This is a genomic window from Halomarina litorea (assembly GCF_024227715.1).
Classification (GTDB): Archaea; Halobacteriota; Halobacteria; order Halobacteriales; family Haloarculaceae; genus Halomarina; species Halomarina litorea.
In genome coordinates this window covers 2,281,227-2,296,345 of sequence record NZ_CP100448.1, presented here as the reverse complement: position 1 = coordinate 2,296,345, position 15,119 = coordinate 2,281,227, and the positions used below count along the sequence as shown (strand labels likewise).

The following is a 15,119-nucleotide window of genomic DNA, read 5'->3' as shown; positions in this document are numbered from 1 at the left end:
TGTCTCGCCCGCGGGCTGGAGGGGCGCTCGACGAGTGGCTCAGGGCTCCTCGCTCGCGACGAGGCCCTCGTCGGCGATGCGAAAGCGCACCGTCCCGCCCGCGGGCTTCGAGCGGTGTTTCTCCAGCGTCGCCCGGCGGTTGCCCCCGCGGAAGCGTTCGAGGCGGAGGACGACCGCCGACCAGTGGGCGAGGGTGTGCCCGCCCAGCCCCCGCGTTCGGTCGCTGTCGGGGTCCGAGTACACCTGATTGGTGATGACGACGGCGAGGTCGTGGCGGCGCGCCAGCGAGAGCAGGTGGGTCACCTGCCGGACCACGTCGCGGAGGGCCGCGCCCTCGTCGTCGTTGTCGCGTTCCAGTCGGTAGAAGCCCGTGGCGCTGTCGAGGACGACGAGGTCGACCTGCGAGGCGACCCCTTCGGCGTCCTTGACGGCCTCGGCCTGCTCCTCGAAGTCCAGCGCCTCGCTGATGATGAGGCGGGAAGCGAGGTCGTCGACGGCCGCCTCGACGTCCCCGTCGTCCCCGCCCTCGCCGTCGCCGAAGGCGTCGCGTCCGGCGTCGCCGCGCTCGGCCCGGACCTGCGCGCGCGCGAGTTGCTGGAAGCGGTCGACCGACAGCCCCTCGGTGTCGATGTAGAGGGCCTGCCCGCCCGCGGCGGCCACCGAGACGGCCGCCGACAGGGCGACGTTCGTCTTGCCGGAGGCCGGCGGGCCGTACACCTGACTGACGGCACCGCGCTCGAACCCGCCGCCGAGGAGGTCGTCTACCGGCCCACAGCCGGTTGGGATGGCGTCGCTCACTACCGGGGGGTCGGTCGCCATCGGATAAAAACGTCCGCGAAACCCCACCGATTTACCGTCGGCTCCCTCCGGGGGGACATGGACCCGCGCCGGACGCTCGCCCAACAGATCGCCGGGGAGGTCGTCCTGAGCGACGACCCCGGCGGGACGCTCCGCAAGTGGCGCACCGACTTCGACGTCGCTCAGACGACCCTCGCCGACCGCCTCGACGTCTCCCCGTCGGTCGTCTCCGACTACGAGAGCGGCCGCCGGCAGAACCCCGGCATCGGCGTCGTCAGACGCACCGTCGACGCCCTCCTCGACATCGACGAGGAACGCGGCGGCGGTCGCATCCGTCAGCACGCGCGCGTCCTCTCGGCGGGGTTCGAGAGCGACGTGGTGTACGACCTCCAGGAGTACTCGACGGGGATCCCCCTCGCGCGACTGTACGACGTCGTCGGCGCGACGGAGGTGTCGCCGGGCAGTGCCACGACGGTGGCGGGCCACACCGTCATCAACTCCATCGAGGCCATCACGCGCCTCTCCAGCGAGGAGTTCTACCGCCTGTACGGCCAGTCGACGAACCGCGCGCTGGTGTTCACCGGCGTCACCCGCGGGGAGTCCCCGCTGGTCGCCCTGCGCGTCGTCACGCCGACGCCCACCGCCGTCGTCCTCCACGGACTCGGTCCGGACGACCTCTGGGAGTACGCCCCGGAGATGGCGCGTGCCGACGGCTACTCGCTTGCCGTCGCCGACGGCGACCTGAACGAGATGCTGGACGCGCTTCACGACGTGGCGTGAGGGGAGTCGTCGTGCTGAAGATGGCTAGGTGCCAAAATAATCGGTTGACACTGCGTTTGAATCGGTGTGAAAAAGCGAGAAATCAACTGCCTATGGCGAGCTGCTGTCCTCCGTTGTCAGAATCGAACGCTCACCCGCTGAAAAGAACACTAGCTACACACAGCCGCTGCTCACCGCGCTGCACGCACACAGAACCGCTCTCAGTCAGTCCGGGGGGTCCCACCCGTAGTACTTGTCAGTCACCGTGAGGAACAGGTTCGCATCAATCGTCGGTTCGTACGTCGCATACTCGCCCTTCAACGCGAGCGTCACCAACAGGTCGACCAATCGCCACACGTTGTACAGCACACACGCGAACACGAAGTTGAAAAACCGGTACTGCTGGCGCTTCGACGTCGTCTGCACCATAAAGTGCTTTAGCTTCTTGAAGCCGTTCTCAATGCCCCACCGATGTCGATACCAGCGGACCGTTCGCGCTGCCATCTGGATGAACGACATCCCGTCCATCTCGTTCGGTCCCTCGCCTTGCTCCGTGACTGCCGGATGACTCGTATCGAACACGACGATATCCGACTCCTCTGCTGTTCCAACAATCTCACTCGCCCGTTCGTCTTCATCTTCACAAATCTCTGCGAGAACCTCACCGACCGGCGAAAGACGCGCCTCGTCATGCCCCGAGGTCTCATCGTCATCAAGAGCGACGCCCCATCGGTTCATCAGGTCGTCTCTGATAGCAGAGGAGTCTCGCTCTGACTGCGCAGTGTCCCCATCGCAATCGTCGTCAGCGCCATTCTCGTTCTCGTCTGCGTCCTCGTCGACCGTCGATTTCGGAACGAAAATCTGCTTTCGCGTGGGCATGCCCTCCGGGGTCTCACGTTCAACAACGTGAATATCGATGTTGTTGCGTTTCATCCAGCGAATGATTCGCATCTCCTCACCGTTCGCGTGGAGTTTCGCGGGGTTCAGATTGTGAACGCCATGTGCCGCGCAGACATCCTTGACACCGTCTGAATCGAACTCGCTGTCCATCAGCACGAGTTCCACCCCGTCGGTGAGGTCCAACGCGGTCGTGAGAAGTTCGTCGACGATTTCGGCTTTCGTCTGGCCCTTCACCCGGGGAATCACGTCAAGGATAATCGGGACATCGAATCCGATGATTTTGATGACCGCCCACTGGAAGTAGCGTTTCAGGTCCTTGTATCCGAGAATCTCGTCTTCGTACCCCTCGATATCACCGAAAAATTCGCGCCCTTTTGTCACGTCGATAGCGACCCAGAGCTTGCCGACGAGTTCGGAATCGTAGCGCGCGAGTCGTACGATTTCCCGGGCCGTGTTCTGAAACATCGCTCGAATCCCGGCGATAGTGAGCTTCCCTATCTGGTGACGGTGTGAGGAACCGGTCGGGGGTCGCTCGTGCCGCCGGTCTGTAGCGGCAAGGAACGATTTGTGCCCGCTTTCGGCGTACATGTCCTCGCGGCTCCCCATGTACGCATGCTGTTCGAAGTACCGATTTTCGTGAATCTGCCAGTTCGGACCGCGGTTGAGGCTGAACTCTTGTGTGATGATTGGCTTGGCTTGCCCCCACACCTTCTCAAGCGTCTCGACATGCAGCTCCGCTTTCGTTTGCTTCCTGCCCGTCTGTTCGACGGGTTGGAATGCCTCGTGAGGCACGGGGATACCGTGGTCACGCGCGATAACAACAACTTCTGAGAGGACCGCACGGCAGACCGCTTTCGTCACCTCGGGCAGCGACTCGTTCCACAGCTCCCACAGTCGCGACTGTTTCATCGGAGCGGCGTCGAGCGTTCCATCGTCTGCTGGTTCGACGAAGCCATACTGGTAGGCGACCTCCGGGTTCGTTTCGAAGAACTGCGCGAGTCGCTTCTCCCGCCAGCCCTTCGCGAGTCGGAGGACGTGTGCTCTCAGTATCGGTTCGAGTGGCCCGGTGTTGCGATGCCACGGCGCTCGGTCGTCGGGCAGCGAGTCGTTGAACACAAGCTCGCCGATGAGGTCTTCAAGCGTCGAAGTCCCCTCGGCTGGATGGTCGTACCAGAGACTGACTGAGAACGGTGCGTCCTCGTGTGGCACCGACACGTACAGGTCGTAGCAGATGTCGAACGAGTGGTCATCCACCTCGTACGCCCAGACCTCAGCCTCCTCACGAGCCTGCGACTCGTCTGTGACCGCAGGGCGTGACTCATGAGGGGGGTCTGACTCTCCGTGTCTCATCGCGCGTTATTAGAGCAATCTATGCTCAGTTTCTGAGTTAAGTGTCAGCGTCTGGTTTCCGCGTTTCCATCAAAAAACCACTCAAACGTCCCCCTATTGAATCTAGGGTGTCAGAACTGTCTCTCGGGCGAGGTGACGTATGGTCCAATGTATACTCAGTTCCTGACTCAACTCAGCAGTTATGCCTGCCGCTGACAAACTGAGGGTCGTATGCCCGACCCTACTCTTGAGTATCTCGACCGCAAAGGTGCTATCGAGCTGTTATGCGAAGTGAAGCCCGGGGGGTCCCGGTTCTCAGAATTGGATGACGCACTGCCTGTGAGTCACCAGACGCTTTCCCGGCGATTGGAAGAAGGGCGCGACGCGTCGTTACTCGAACGGAAAGCTATCAGCGGCCACCGTGGGACGACACACACGCATTTGCTCACCCCTCGGGGAGCGAAGCTTCGGCTCTGGTGGGAGGAACGGGGCCTGACCGCGAGTTACCAGTTGTACAAGAAAGCCCGCCAACAGTTTCTCGATGAGGCCGCAGCCATGCGCGATGAACTGGAGGGTGACGACGATGACACGACGCCGCTGGTCGCAGACGAACCGACGACCTCCTTCGAGGTGGAGTTCCACCGTGGCTTCGGAACGAATCAGGATTCGAGCGGCTGAGTGAACGCCCGACACGACCAATTTGTCTCGCAACCTTACCGGTACGGTGAGAGCGCATGCGGTCTCGCTTCGCTGCGTCGACCCCCTACCGGTCTGGAGGACTGAGGTTCTTCATACGGAAGTCGGACTTCGCGACGAACCGCCCCGCCAGTAGCGCGAGGTCACGGGTGCGTTCGATGTCCGCGAGGTTGTGCAACAGCAGGTCGAGCCACTCACCGCAGTCGTGGGCCGCGACCGCGCTCCCGCTGTCGTCGAATGGGTCGCAGTCCTCCTCACCCACGAGTGCATCGTACACCCCGACGAGGTCACCCACGTCGCCCGTGTGGAACCGGTCGACGATGGTCATCGTATCGGCGAACGCCATATCAGGGAATGGCCAGTCGACGTCCCGGCGCACGCATGCCGAGCGGACGAACGGGAGGTCGAACCCGCCGCGCCACGTCTCGCCGTTGTACGCCGTGAGGTAGTGGCGGTCGCCGTTCAGATGCTCACTGGTGAACGCGTCGAGCCCGCGGAGTAGGTCGGCTTCTGAGTGGTAGACGGCGACGCGGACATTGGAGTCCGCGGCGTGTTCGAGGTCGGCTTCGAGCCGGTCGGAGGCTGCCTCGCGCCCCGTGGTGTTGAGTGCGAGCCACGACCCGAGCGGGAGCGCGATGCCCGCGACGGTCACGACCGCGCTGGGGTCGAGGCCGGACGTTTCGATGTCGAACGCGATGGGAGTCAAGTCACCCATACCGGAGCAGGAGATGGACTACGTGATACGAGTAGGTGTGTAGTCGCCGTTTTTCCGCCCGGGCCGCTGGGTTACCGCGGTGAACGGCGAAACAGGCCGCCGCATCGATTGCCGGTATTGTTAGACTTAGAGCGTGGGTGTATCAGTGGCACGTAGCCTTGAGACAATCTGAGTTGGTCTCATCATACAGACTCGGGAAAAAGACTACAAGTAAGAACTCTAATTTCAGTGATGTGAACCTCGCATACCTGCTCGCGTTTGGTCTGCTTGTCGCACTGCCTGTCGGCGCATTCGTATACCGAGATTCGGCATCGCTCGACGAAAGAAGCCGACTCCCGTGGGCACTGGGAGCGGCCCTCGTCACCGGAGCTGGGGCAGCATTGTCGTTCGCCTACTCCAGCCAGTTGGTCTTCGCCGCAACTCACATCGTTCGAGGTGAGGCCGCAGTCACAAATCCGTGGACGGTTCCGTTCACCTACGTAATGTTGAGTGCACTCCTCGTCGTCCTGACTATCGCCGGATACCGGTTCGGCGTCCGCGCGACCGCGAAGCCAAGTAGAAACGCTACATAGTCTGGTCTGTTGGGTGGGGAACGACCGCTCAACCTGTGTTTTGGCACGGTTCCCGCGATGGACTCGCGGCACAACTCAGGCAGTTACGTCACTCCGAATTAGCGTGAAATCACACTTGCTCGTCGATGCCGATAATGATTGACAGAGAGTGTGGGTCTATCAGTTTGTTACCGTGCTGACTCGGCGTTATCGGTGGGGTCTTCGGTAGAATTGGTCTCTGCTGTCGAACATCCAGAGGGGTCATCCAATCGTTGGAGGAACGTGATTTCGTCGCCGTCTTGGTCGTACCCTCCGACTCGACCCGTGAGTTCGACCACGCGCGACGGTTCGAATGTCTCTGCAAAGACGACTGTAGCCCATCCGTCGGACGACTCGTGCCGGGCACGAACGACGTACGGCCCGTTCGTGTTCTGGCAGGACCACGGAACCGACTCAGAGTCAATAAATTGCTCGTCACGCCCATCAAGCTGGACGGATTCTTCCGTGACTACTGTTCCTGCTGCTTCTATCTGCGCTGTTACAGTATGCGGGTTCGTATCCTGATTCTCGATAGTGAGGGCTGCGAGTTGCGCATGGCGTTCCCCGCCAATAACATCCGAGAGTGCTGAACAACCGGCGAAACTACTGGCAGCGACTGCGCACATTGTTCCAAGGACGGTTCGACGAGAGGGCATGACTTTCAGTTAGTACTGGCAGCGAAATATGTTGTGCAACGACTGGTACACTCGCGGCACGTGTCTAACAGTTGAATCAGACGAGTCACGGTGAAAGAAAGAGGTGGCAAGTATCGGAAACCCGGAAACGACCCCATCACGCTCTTAGCACGACACACCGTACCACGCGCGCATGATACGCGACGCACGGGTGCTCCAACCCGAGTTCGTCCCACGGGACGTCGTCCACCGCAACCACGAGGTGACGACGCTCTCCGCCGCACTCGACCCCGTCACCGACGACCGCGAAGGCGAAACGACGTTCCTGTACGGGCCGTCCGGCGTCGGAAAGACGTGCATCGCGAACGTCGTCACAGAGCGGCTGAAGGCGACCGTCCCCGACCTCACCGTCCAGTACGTCAACTGCTGGGAGGACTACACCCGCTTCAAGACGCTCTACCGACTACTCGAAGGGCTCGACCAGACCTTCGATATCCACCGCCAATCGACACCACGGGACGAACTGGTCGAACGCCTGCGCGAGCATACCGACGCGTACGTCGTCATCCTCGACGAGGTCGACCAGCTCGACGATAAGCGCGTGCTGTACGAACTCCACCGGACGTCGGGCGTGACGATGGTGCTCATCGCCAACCGCGTCGAAGAACTGTTCGACCCGCTCGACGACCGCCTCGCCAGTCGCCTCCGCACGGCAGTTCAGATTCATTCGCGCGCTACACCGTGGATGAACTCGTCTCCATCTTGGCCGACCGCGTCCTGTGGGGACTGCGTGACGGGGCGGTCTCGGATGGGCAACTCGAACGGATAGCCGACGCCGCCGCGGGGGACGCGCGGGTCGGGCTCGAAGTCCTACGGATGGCCGTCGAACGGAGTGAACGGGAGGGTCACGAGACGGTATCGAACGCGGTCATCGACCGGGTCGTCCCTGAGGCGCAGTCGGTCGTCCGCCAGCGCAACGTCGAGACGCTCACGGACGACCAGCGGGTCGTCTACGACATCATCGCCGAGCGAGAGGAAGTCGCGCCTGCCGAACTGTACGACGCGTACCGCGGGCGCGTCGACGACCCCCGGTCCGAACGGATGGTCCGCAACTATCTGGCGAAGATGGTCCAGTACAACCTCGTCACAGCGACCGGGCGTGGCCAGCAGCGACGCTACCAGTGCGTGTGAGCGGGATGACAGCCACTTTCTTTCATACCGGTTCGTCGTGATTCAGCTGTTAGACGTGTGCCGCGAGTGTATCACTGTAGGTTGGAGCCAGCAGAAGGTACTTGTCACGTGTGAACAACTCCCTGTATGAAGCGCCGTGCCCTCCTCGCAGTGCTCGGTACGACTGCGACTGCTGGCTGTTCGACCGTCTCGGGACTGTTCGGCGGCGAGCAGCACGTCGGCCTCGGTGGACTTGAAGTCGGGAACTGGGACGATGAGCCACACATCATCACCGTGCAGGTCGATGCTGACGGCGAGACGGTGCTCGACCGAACGCTGGAGACCGAAGCCATTGGCGAGAGTGTCGTCGACGGTGGGGGACTCCCCTGTGTCTGGCGCGACACGACCGGACCGTACGTCGTACGGGCACGCCATGAGTCGTCTGATGGGTGGGTCGAGACAGCTCTCGACGACGGACGGTACCAGTCGGGCCTCGTCAAAGCCTCCGTCCGTGTCGGATACCCCGACCAGAGCAACGAAATCGAAGTGCTCTGGCTGATGGGCGACGTGGAAGACTGTCGGGCCGTCACGCCGACCACTACTTCTGGCTGAGCCGAGACGAGTGGTCGTGATACACACGCTCTCTGTCTAACAAAAGCGGCAATTCATGCACCCTCGGTTTGCTAGTCTCTCTCACCCGTCACCGCAATCACTCGGTACGGGCGGCCTGAGCGACCGACCACCGAGTTGTTGAAGCGCGAGGCGAACGAGCGACTCGCCGATGTTCGGCTTGTCTGACCCCATTATATCGAGTGAGAGCACTCGCATGTCGTTGTAGGTGGCTGAGTGACCATGTCGCGCGTCAGTTCGTTCGGCGTGATTGTGTCCCCCGAATAGTCGATTGTGTGTCAGTGTCTTCGCAGTCGTCAGTTCAGTAGTTCTGACGTGAGGGCACAACACGCCAATCCAAGCAATTATTCGCTACATCGCCATCTTCAGAAGTCGTGGATTCGATATCGCGATAAGCAGTTTATTACACGTCGGCCTGGTCGCCCAGACGCGTCGCTGGCGGGGTGAGGAGTTCGAAAAACGACGGGTTCGGCCTACTCGATCTGGTCGCGGTACTCGTCGGGCGAGAGGAGCGATTCGAGGTCGGCCTCGCTCACGTCCTCCAGTTCCAGCATCCAGCCGTCGCCGTAGGGGTCGTCGTTGACGAGTTCGGGTTCGTCGAACAGCGCCTCGTTGACGGTCGTGACGGTCCCCGACACCGGGGAGTAGAGGTCGGAGACGGCCTTGATGGACTCGATGACGCCGAACTGCCCCTCCCGGTCGAGGGCCTCGCCCTCGTCGGGGAGTTCGACGAACACCACGTCGCCCAGTTCGTCCTGTGCGAAGTCGCTGATGCCGATTCGGGCGGTCCCGTCGTCGTGACGGACCCACTCGTGCGTTTCCAGGTAGTACAGGTCGTCGGGTATCTCGAAGCTCATTTGAACGGTGTCTCGGTGATTCGGGCGCTCTTCTGCCGGCCGCGGACGACGACGCGTATCGCCGTCCCCGGGTCCGTGTACTCGCGGGGGACGTACCCTAGACCCACCGGCTTGTCGAGGGTGGGGCTCATCGTGCCGCTGGTGACCCCCCCGATGACCATCCCCTCGTCGTTCGTGATGTCGTAACCGTGGCGCGGGACGCCGCGCTCGGTGAGTTCGAACCCGACGAACCGCTCGTCGGGGTCCCGCGCGTCCGTGAGTGCGTCGCGGCCCACGAACTCGGTGTCCAGTTTCACGACGAAGCCGATGCCGGCCTCGAAGGGGGTCCGGGGTTCGTCGTCGGGGTCGAAGTCCTGTCCCGAGAGGAGGAACCCCTGCTCGATGCGGAGGGTGTCGCGCGCGCCCAGCCCACAGGGCTGGCAGTCGAACGCGTCCCAGACCGTCTCCGCATCGTCCCACGGCAGGAGGAGTTCGAAGCCGTCCTCGCCGGTGTAACCCGTGCGGGCGGCGAGCAGGTCGACCCCCTCGACGGTGGCCTCGGCCACGTCGAACCGGGCGACGTCGCGGACCTCTTCGCCCGCCGCGCGCGCGAGGAGGTCCTCCGCGTCCGGCCCCTGCAGGGCGAACATCGCGTAGTCCTCGGTGGCGTTCTCGACGGTACAGTCGAGGCCCCACTCGTCGCGGTGGGTCGTCCAGCGCTCGTGCATCTCCGTGTCGTGGCCCGCGTTCGGGACGAACAGGTAGGCGGTCTCGTCGTCGGCCTCCGGTTGCCGGTCCGCCGGGAGACTGTAGACGACGGTGTCGTCGAGGACGACGCCTCGCTCGTTGGTGATAGCCGAGTACTGTCCGTCGCCCGGCGCGAGGCACGTCACGTCGTTGGTGGTGAGTCGCTGCATCAGGCGCGTCGCGTCGGGGCCGGAGACGACGATTTCGCCCATGTGCGAGACGTCGAAGATGCCCGCGGCCTCGCGGACGGCGACGTGCTCGGTCCGGATGGAGTCGAACTCCACCGGCATGTCCCAGCCACCGAACTCCGTGAACTTCGCGCCGCGGTCCGCGTGCGTCCCACGCAACGGCGGCTTCCGAAGGGCCATACCCGTCCCCTCGGGTGGAACGACGTAATAATTGGGTATTCGCGCGTGCGGGGGTTGCGCGAGGTGATAAACCGAATGGCGCAATACAGAATCAGGAGTGCCCCGACGCGGGTGGCGGAACCGAGTCGGGGTCCGACCGCTCTCCTCGATTCACCAGTCGGCGGGGTGGTCCTCGGCCCTATCGTCTCCGACGAGGGACGTCGACTCCTCTCCCGGGGAGACGCCGACGTGCGCGCTCTGTGCCTCGTACCCGCCTCCCAGAAGAGAGTGACAGGCGACCGCTACCGCCCGATGGTTCCTGTCCGCGAGGTAGGCGGGGTCGTCAGTTGACTCCTGAACGACGACGAACGCACCCGTCTCGTCACCGAAATCGTGTCCATCGGCCAGTTCGCGGACGTCGGTGACGCCCTTCGGGACGTCCTCGTTCAGCGACTCGACGTCGTCGGCGCTCGCGATACGTTCGGCGACGCTCCTGACGTCGTTGTCGCCTGCGACGCCGCGCCACCCCTCCCCGTCCGGGCCCTCGACGACCACCAGTCCTCGGAGTTCCGCCTCGGTGAGCGTGAGTCGGTACCACGCGAGGTCCCGTTCGAGGAACACCGACTCGGCGAGTCGCTGTGGGTCCTCGAGCAGTTCGGCCAGTTCCTCGACCGACCGGTCGTCCAGGTCCACCTCGTCGATATCCTCTACCGACTGCTCGTGTCGCACCCACTCGCGCAGGACGTCCTCCGGGGGGACCTGTTCGACGGGTCGGTCGCGGTCGTCGACTTCGAGTGGGTGAATCTCGGTCACCCGTGGAGCTTCTCCACACCGCATTAGCAGACTCGGCGTGGCTCAGGCCGGGGGGGCCGGTCGGCCACCTGTATCACGGACGGCGTTCGAGCAGGGGCGGGGGTCGGCTCAGGAAGTGGACGCACATTCCGCTGCCCCGAGGAACGACTCCATCCAGTCGTAGATGTCGTGTTCGCGCACCTGGCGGCGCAGCGAGCGCATCCGCCTGCGGCGCTCGTCGGCGGGCATCGTCAGCGCCGTCTCGAGGCTCGCCGCCAGCGACTCGGGGTCGAAGGGCGTGGTGGTGAGGACGCCCCGGTCCGCGAACCCCTCCGTCGCGCCCGCGAGGTCCGAGAGGACGAGGACGCCGTCGTCGTCCACCTGAGCGGCGACGTACTCCTTGGCGACGAGGTTCATCCCGTCGCGGACGGGCGTGACGAGGCCGACGTCGCTGTGGCGGTAGAGCGCGGCGAGTTCGTCCTCCGAGTACAGTTCGTCGGTGTAGACGACCGGCGTCCACTCGTCGGTGCCGAAGCGGTCGTTGACGCGGTCGATGGCGTCGAACACTTCCTCCTGGTGGCGGGCGTACGCCGGGATGGACGACCGGCTCTCAGAGCCCTTCTGAACGTAGGTCACCTCGCCACGCCACTCCGGGCGCAGTTCCCAGAGCTTCTCCAGCCCCGCCAGCCGCCGGGGGATGCCCTTCGTGTAGTCGAGGCGGTCCACGCCGAGTGCAACCGTCGTCTCCGGCGCGATGCCGTGCTCGCGCCGGAAGCGCTCCCAGAACTCGCCGGTCGCGGCCGCGGCCCGGCGTTCGATGTCCTCCGCGTCGACGCCCATCGGGAACGCGCCGACGGTGGTGACGTGGCCGTCGTACCGGACGCGGTTGCGCCCGCGGGCGACGACGGCGTCGTCGAGTTCCGCGTCCACGCAGTCGAGGAAGTTGTCGCGGTAGCGCTCGGTATGGAAGCCGAGGAGGTCGTTCGCCAGCAGGCCGGCGAGGACGTCGCGGCGCTGCGGGCAGGTACGGAACACGTCCGGGGCGGGCCACGGGATGTGCCAGAACTGCATGAGGGAGGCGTCCGGTCGCCGCTCGCGGACCATCCGGGGCGCGAGCGCGAAGTGGTAGTCCTGAAACCACACGCGCGGGTCGCTCCCGGACTCCTCGACGACGGCGTCCGCGAAGGTCCGGTTGACCGCCCGGTAGTCCCGCCAGTCGGCGGCGTCGAACGTCATCTTCCCCGTCGCGGCGTGACAGAGCGGCCAGAGCGCCTGGTTGGCGTAGCCGCGGTAGTACCCGGCCACCTCGTCGTCGGTCAGCCAGAGTCGCCGGAGCGTGTAGGCGGGGTCCTCCGGCGGGACGCCGACGCGGTCCCCGTCGTCGACCACCTCGCGATCGGCGTCGCCGTCGCCCCAGGCGACCCACGTCCCGCCGGCGTGCCGCATCACGGGATCGAGACCGGCGGTCAGCCCGCCCGCTGGCCGGTCGACGACGACGCGGTCGCGCTCCCCCTCCCCGTCCTCGTAGTCGTGTCGGTACGGCTGCCGGTTCGAGACGACGGTCAGGCCGTCGAGCGTCGGCGGGCGGGCCGCCTCAGCCTCCCGTCCCCCGACCTCGGGTCCTCGCATTACCGGAGTCGAAGGGGGGCGCACACCTGACGCCTGAGCCTGCGTTCGCAACGCCACTCCGAAACGCGAACGCACCGACTCTTCGGGCGGTTCAGCGCCTCTTCGTGGGGAACAGTGGTCGGGAGGGCGAGCGGCTCCAGACGGCCGACCGTCGGTCGCGTCAGTTCCTCACGAGCGGGGGCGGCTGTTCGCGACGAGCGCAGCCCGGTAGCCGTCTCCTCGGGCCGCACTCGACGTTCCGTGTACGGTGTCCTCGACGTCGGGGCCTATCGGGGACTCGCCGTCCCGCGTCTCTCGACAGAAGTGGGGCGCAGGCCTCTCGGACGGCCTGCTACGCTCCGGACGGCCCGCGGGCGGTTTCGCTCTAGCTCTGGAACGGTTCGTCGTCGCGGTGGTTGTCGATGTTCTCCTGTTCCGCCGCCTCCTCCTCGCGCATCTCGGACTTGCGCTCGGCCTCGTCCTCGGCGGCCTCCTCGCGGGCCTCGCGGGCGCCCTCGTTCTGGAGTTCCTCGGCCTCGTCGATGTCCTCGGCCTCCTCCTCGTCTTTCTCCTTTGCGAGTTCGACGTCCCGTCCGTGTTCGTCGTCGTCGGACATATCGCGTCGTACTCGACCCGACCCAATATGGCTGGTGGTGGCAGCGGCAAGTACCGCTAGTCCATCATGGCCCGTCGGTCGCCCTCCGCTTCCACGTCGAGGCCGAACTCCTGGGCCTGCGAGCGCCAGAACTCGGCGTACCCCTCCTCGTCGCGTTCGACCGTCGTCTCGCCGTTCCGGACCTGTTCGAGTTTGAGGTTCACCTCGTTGAGCAGTCGGTCGCCGACGTCGTCGGTGATGACGCCGGCCCGTATCGCGTCCATGAGCGCGCTCTTCTCCTGCTGGAGGACCTGTCGCTCCCCGACGAGCAGTCGCTCGCGACGGAGTTCGGGGTTCGAAGAGAGCAGGGCGGCGATGGCCTCCTGCAGGTCCTCCTGCTCGCGTTCGTACTCGCCGGTGAAGTCCTCGTACACCTCGCGGGGCAGGTCGCCGCGGCGCTTGAGGCGTTCGGCGGCGTCGAGTGCCTCCTCGACTGCCCGGCGACGCCCGATGAGCAGTTCGTACAGTTCCTCGGCGTCGCTGCGCGTGACGATGTCCAGGCGGTCCATCAGATTCGACATCGTCAGCCCCTGAACGACCAGCGAGAAGGCGGCGACGCCGAACACCATCGCGCGCAGTTCCTCGCGGAGGGGGAAGGCGGCGCCCGATTCGAGCGTCGGCGGCAGGCCGAGCACCAGCGCGATCGGAATCGACCCGTGGAGACCGCCCCACCACATGACGTGCTGGTACTTGCGGGGGATGGCCGGGTCGATGAACCGGTTGACGACGGCCGTGATCGGGTAGACCGCCACCGCGCGCGCGAGGAGGACGAGGACGATGGCGACGACGATGAGTTCGGCGTTGTCGGCCACCTGGTCGATGGGCGTCGTGACGCCGATCATCAGGAAGATGAACGTGTTGACGAGAAACGCCATCGTCTCCAGCGCGTTGAAGACCGATATCTTCGTCTGGGGGCTCATCGCGTACTCGGTGCCGCGGTTGCCGATGAACAGGCCGGCGACGACGGTGGCGATGACCCCCGAGACGTGCAGGTAGTGCTCGGCGAGGAGGAAGCTCCCGTAGGTGAGGATGAGCGTGAGGACGATCTCGGTCATGTGCTCGTCGAGGTTAATCATCACGCTGTAGACGGCGTACCCCGCCACGAGGCCGACGAGGAGGCCGCCCCCACTTACGACCAGTATCTCGACGGCGAGCGACCCGAGCCCCGACGCCGAGAACAGCTCGCTCGGGGCGGTCTCGCTGGCGACGAACCCGAGGAACGCCGTGAAGATGACGACGCCGACGCCGTCGTTGACGAGGCTCTCGCCCTCGACGAGCACCGAGAGTCGGTCGGGCGCGCCGAGTTCCTTGAACAGCGCGAGGACGCTCACCGGGTCGGTCGGGAGCGCCATCGCCGCGAACAGCAGGGCGAGCAGGATGGTGAAGTCAGTCCCGACCAGGCTGAACGCCCAGTTGCCGACGAACCCGACGACGGCCACGGAGGTCACCAGCCCCACGGCGGCCAGCGCGAGGATGGGTGCGAGGTTCCGACGGAGGCGTTCGAGGTCGGTCGTCGCCGCCCCCTCGAACAGCAACGGCGGGAGCAAGACGAGCAGGATGAGGTCGTGTGAGAGCGCTATCTCGATACCGAACTGGCCCGTCGCGAAGCGGATGATGGAGACGCCGATACCCGCGAGCAACAGGGCGATGGTGTAGGGGAACTTTCCGACCTTGGCGACGAAGACGCCGACGCCCGCCGCGATGAGCGCGATGGGCAGGAGGTCGAGCAGGATCTCCTGGATGGTGGCCCCCTGCTGGCCCGACTGGACCGCGAGGTCGGCGAGAAGGGGCTCGATACCGGTCATACGGGTTCCACAGAGGGAGTCCTGATAAGCGTGGTCGCTGCCTGTCGGGGCGGCCATTCCGGCGAACCGGGACGGCTCGGACGGGACCGCCCGTCGGGCCGCGGTCA

Annotated in this window: 15 protein-coding genes and 1 pseudogene; 7 read left to right on the top strand and 9 right to left on the bottom strand. The window is 64.8% G+C overall.

Annotation, left to right across the window (positions count from 1 at the left end; genetic code table 11):
* Positions 1-39: 39 nt before the first annotated feature.
* Positions 40-819: an AAA family ATPase gene (locus NKG96_RS12690; RefSeq protein ID WP_368409257.1), complete on the bottom strand. Its 780-nt coding sequence runs from the start codon at positions 817-819 to the stop codon at positions 40-42.
* 57 nt (positions 820-876) lie between these two features.
* Here NKG96_RS12690 and NKG96_RS12685 point away from each other — a divergent pair, with 57 nt between their 5' ends.
* A complete protein-coding gene (locus NKG96_RS12685) occupies positions 877-1,578 on the top strand; it encodes a helix-turn-helix domain-containing protein (protein WP_254535321.1) in 702 nt (233 codons plus the stop codon).
* Between the two features lie 204 nt (positions 1,579-1,782).
* Here NKG96_RS12685 and NKG96_RS12680 read toward each other — a convergent pair whose 3' ends face one another.
* Positions 1,783-3,807, bottom strand: coding sequence for a transposase (locus NKG96_RS12680; protein ID WP_254535320.1), 2,025 nt, complete (start codon positions 3,805-3,807; stop codon positions 1,783-1,785).
* A 210-nt stretch (positions 3,808-4,017) separates the two neighbouring features.
* Here NKG96_RS12680 and NKG96_RS12675 point away from each other — a divergent pair, with 210 nt between their 5' ends.
* Positions 4,018-4,464, top strand: a complete 447-nt coding sequence (locus tag NKG96_RS12675; protein WP_254535319.1) for a winged helix-turn-helix transcriptional regulator — start codon at positions 4,018-4,020, stop codon at positions 4,462-4,464.
* An 85-nt stretch (positions 4,465-4,549) separates the two neighbouring features.
* Here NKG96_RS12675 and NKG96_RS12670 read toward each other — a convergent pair whose 3' ends face one another.
* Positions 4,550-5,197 carry a 3'-5' exonuclease family protein gene (locus tag NKG96_RS12670; protein ID WP_254535318.1) on the bottom strand — a complete coding sequence of 216 codons (648 nt, stop codon included), beginning with the start codon at positions 5,195-5,197 and terminating at the stop codon, positions 4,550-4,552.
* Between the two features lie 233 nt (positions 5,198-5,430).
* On the opposite strand from NKG96_RS12670, the gene NKG96_RS12665 reads away from it, so the two are divergent.
* The 5 genes and pseudogenes from NKG96_RS12665 (at position 5,431) to NKG96_RS12655 (ending at position 8,204) form a co-directional block, all read left to right on the top strand.
* Complete coding sequence (locus NKG96_RS12665; protein ID WP_254535317.1) at positions 5,431-5,769, top strand: hypothetical protein; 339 nt, start codon at positions 5,431-5,433, stop codon at positions 5,767-5,769.
* Between the two features lie 846 nt (positions 5,770-6,615).
* A complete protein-coding gene (locus tag NKG96_RS21070; protein WP_368409256.1) occupies positions 6,616-7,251 on the top strand; it encodes a Cdc6/Cdc18 family protein in 636 nt (211 codons plus the stop codon).
* A pseudogene (locus NKG96_RS21180) lies at positions 7,209-7,298 on the top strand (hypothetical protein); the annotation flags it as partial. The gene NKG96_RS21070 and the pseudogene NKG96_RS21180, both read left to right, overlap by 43 nt.
* The gene (locus NKG96_RS21065; protein WP_368409255.1) at positions 7,299-7,613 is read left to right on the top strand and encodes a Cdc6/Cdc18 family protein; all 315 of its coding nucleotides are present in this window, start codon (positions 7,299-7,301) and stop codon (positions 7,611-7,613) included.
* A 126-nt stretch (positions 7,614-7,739) separates the two neighbouring features.
* Positions 7,740-8,204 carry a hypothetical protein gene (locus NKG96_RS12655; RefSeq protein ID WP_254535316.1) on the top strand — a complete coding sequence of 155 codons (465 nt, stop codon included), beginning with the start codon at positions 7,740-7,742 and terminating at the stop codon, positions 8,202-8,204.
* A gap of 491 nt (positions 8,205-8,695) precedes the next feature.
* Here NKG96_RS12655 and gcvH read toward each other — a convergent pair whose 3' ends face one another.
* From gcvH to NKG96_RS12625, 6 genes are all read right to left on the bottom strand, one after another.
* On the bottom strand, positions 8,696-9,079 hold the full coding sequence (gene gcvH / locus NKG96_RS12650) for a glycine cleavage system protein GcvH (protein ID WP_254535314.1): 384 nt from the start codon (positions 9,077-9,079) through the stop codon (positions 8,696-8,698).
* The gene (gene gcvT, locus NKG96_RS12645; protein WP_254535313.1) at positions 9,076-10,173 is read right to left on the bottom strand and encodes a glycine cleavage system aminomethyltransferase GcvT; all 1,098 of its coding nucleotides are present in this window, start codon (positions 10,171-10,173) and stop codon (positions 9,076-9,078) included. The genes gcvH and gcvT overlap by 4 nt, the downstream gene beginning before the upstream one ends.
* A 150-nt stretch (positions 10,174-10,323) precedes the next feature.
* Positions 10,324-10,965, bottom strand: a complete 642-nt coding sequence (locus NKG96_RS12640) for a hypothetical protein (RefSeq protein ID WP_254535311.1) — start codon at positions 10,963-10,965, stop codon at positions 10,324-10,326.
* Positions 10,966-11,073: 108 nt separating this feature from the next.
* The gene (locus tag NKG96_RS12635; RefSeq protein WP_254535310.1) at positions 11,074-12,573 is read right to left on the bottom strand and encodes an alpha,alpha-trehalose-phosphate synthase (UDP-forming); all 1,500 of its coding nucleotides are present in this window, start codon (positions 12,571-12,573) and stop codon (positions 11,074-11,076) included.
* 364 nt (positions 12,574-12,937) lie between these two features.
* Positions 12,938-13,168: a hypothetical protein gene (locus NKG96_RS12630; RefSeq protein ID WP_254535309.1), complete on the bottom strand. Its 231-nt coding sequence runs from the start codon at positions 13,166-13,168 to the stop codon at positions 12,938-12,940.
* A 56-nt stretch (positions 13,169-13,224) separates the two neighbouring features.
* Positions 13,225-15,012 (bottom strand): Na+/H+ antiporter, encoded by a 1,788-nt coding sequence (locus tag NKG96_RS12625; protein WP_254535308.1) that lies wholly within the window; start codon positions 15,010-15,012, stop codon positions 13,225-13,227.
* Positions 15,013-15,119 lie beyond the last annotated feature (107 nt).

Coding starts and splice junctions, on each gene's coding strand:
- NKG96_RS12690 (WP_368409257.1), bottom strand. CDS start 819: ATGGCGACCGACCCCCCGGTAGTGAGCGACGCCATCCCAACCGGCTGT.
- NKG96_RS12685 (WP_254535321.1), top strand. CDS start 877: ATGGACCCGCGCCGGACGCTCGCCCAACAGATCGCCGGGGAGGTCGTC.
- NKG96_RS12680 (WP_254535320.1), bottom strand. CDS start 3,807: ATGAGACACGGAGAGTCAGACCCCCCTCATGAGTCACGCCCTGCGGTC.
- NKG96_RS12675 (WP_254535319.1), top strand. CDS start 4,018: ATGCCCGACCCTACTCTTGAGTATCTCGACCGCAAAGGTGCTATCGAG.
- NKG96_RS12670 (WP_254535318.1), bottom strand. CDS start 5,197: ATGGGTGACTTGACTCCCATCGCGTTCGACATCGAAACGTCCGGCCTC.
- NKG96_RS21070 (WP_368409256.1), top strand. CDS start 6,616: ATGATACGCGACGCACGGGTGCTCCAACCCGAGTTCGTCCCACGGGAC.
- NKG96_RS21065 (WP_368409255.1), top strand. CDS start 7,299: ATGGCCGTCGAACGGAGTGAACGGGAGGGTCACGAGACGGTATCGAAC.
- NKG96_RS12655 (WP_254535316.1), top strand. CDS start 7,740: ATGAAGCGCCGTGCCCTCCTCGCAGTGCTCGGTACGACTGCGACTGCT.
- gcvH (WP_254535314.1), bottom strand. CDS start 9,079: ATGAGCTTCGAGATACCCGACGACCTGTACTACCTGGAAACGCACGAG.
- gcvT (WP_254535313.1), bottom strand. CDS start 10,173: ATGGCCCTTCGGAAGCCGCCGTTGCGTGGGACGCACGCGGACCGCGGC.
- NKG96_RS12635 (WP_254535310.1), bottom strand. CDS start 12,573: ATGCGAGGACCCGAGGTCGGGGGACGGGAGGCTGAGGCGGCCCGCCCG.
- NKG96_RS12630 (WP_254535309.1), bottom strand. CDS start 13,168: ATGTCCGACGACGACGAACACGGACGGGACGTCGAACTCGCAAAGGAG.
- NKG96_RS12625 (WP_254535308.1), bottom strand. CDS start 15,012: ATGACCGGTATCGAGCCCCTTCTCGCCGACCTCGCGGTCCAGTCGGGC.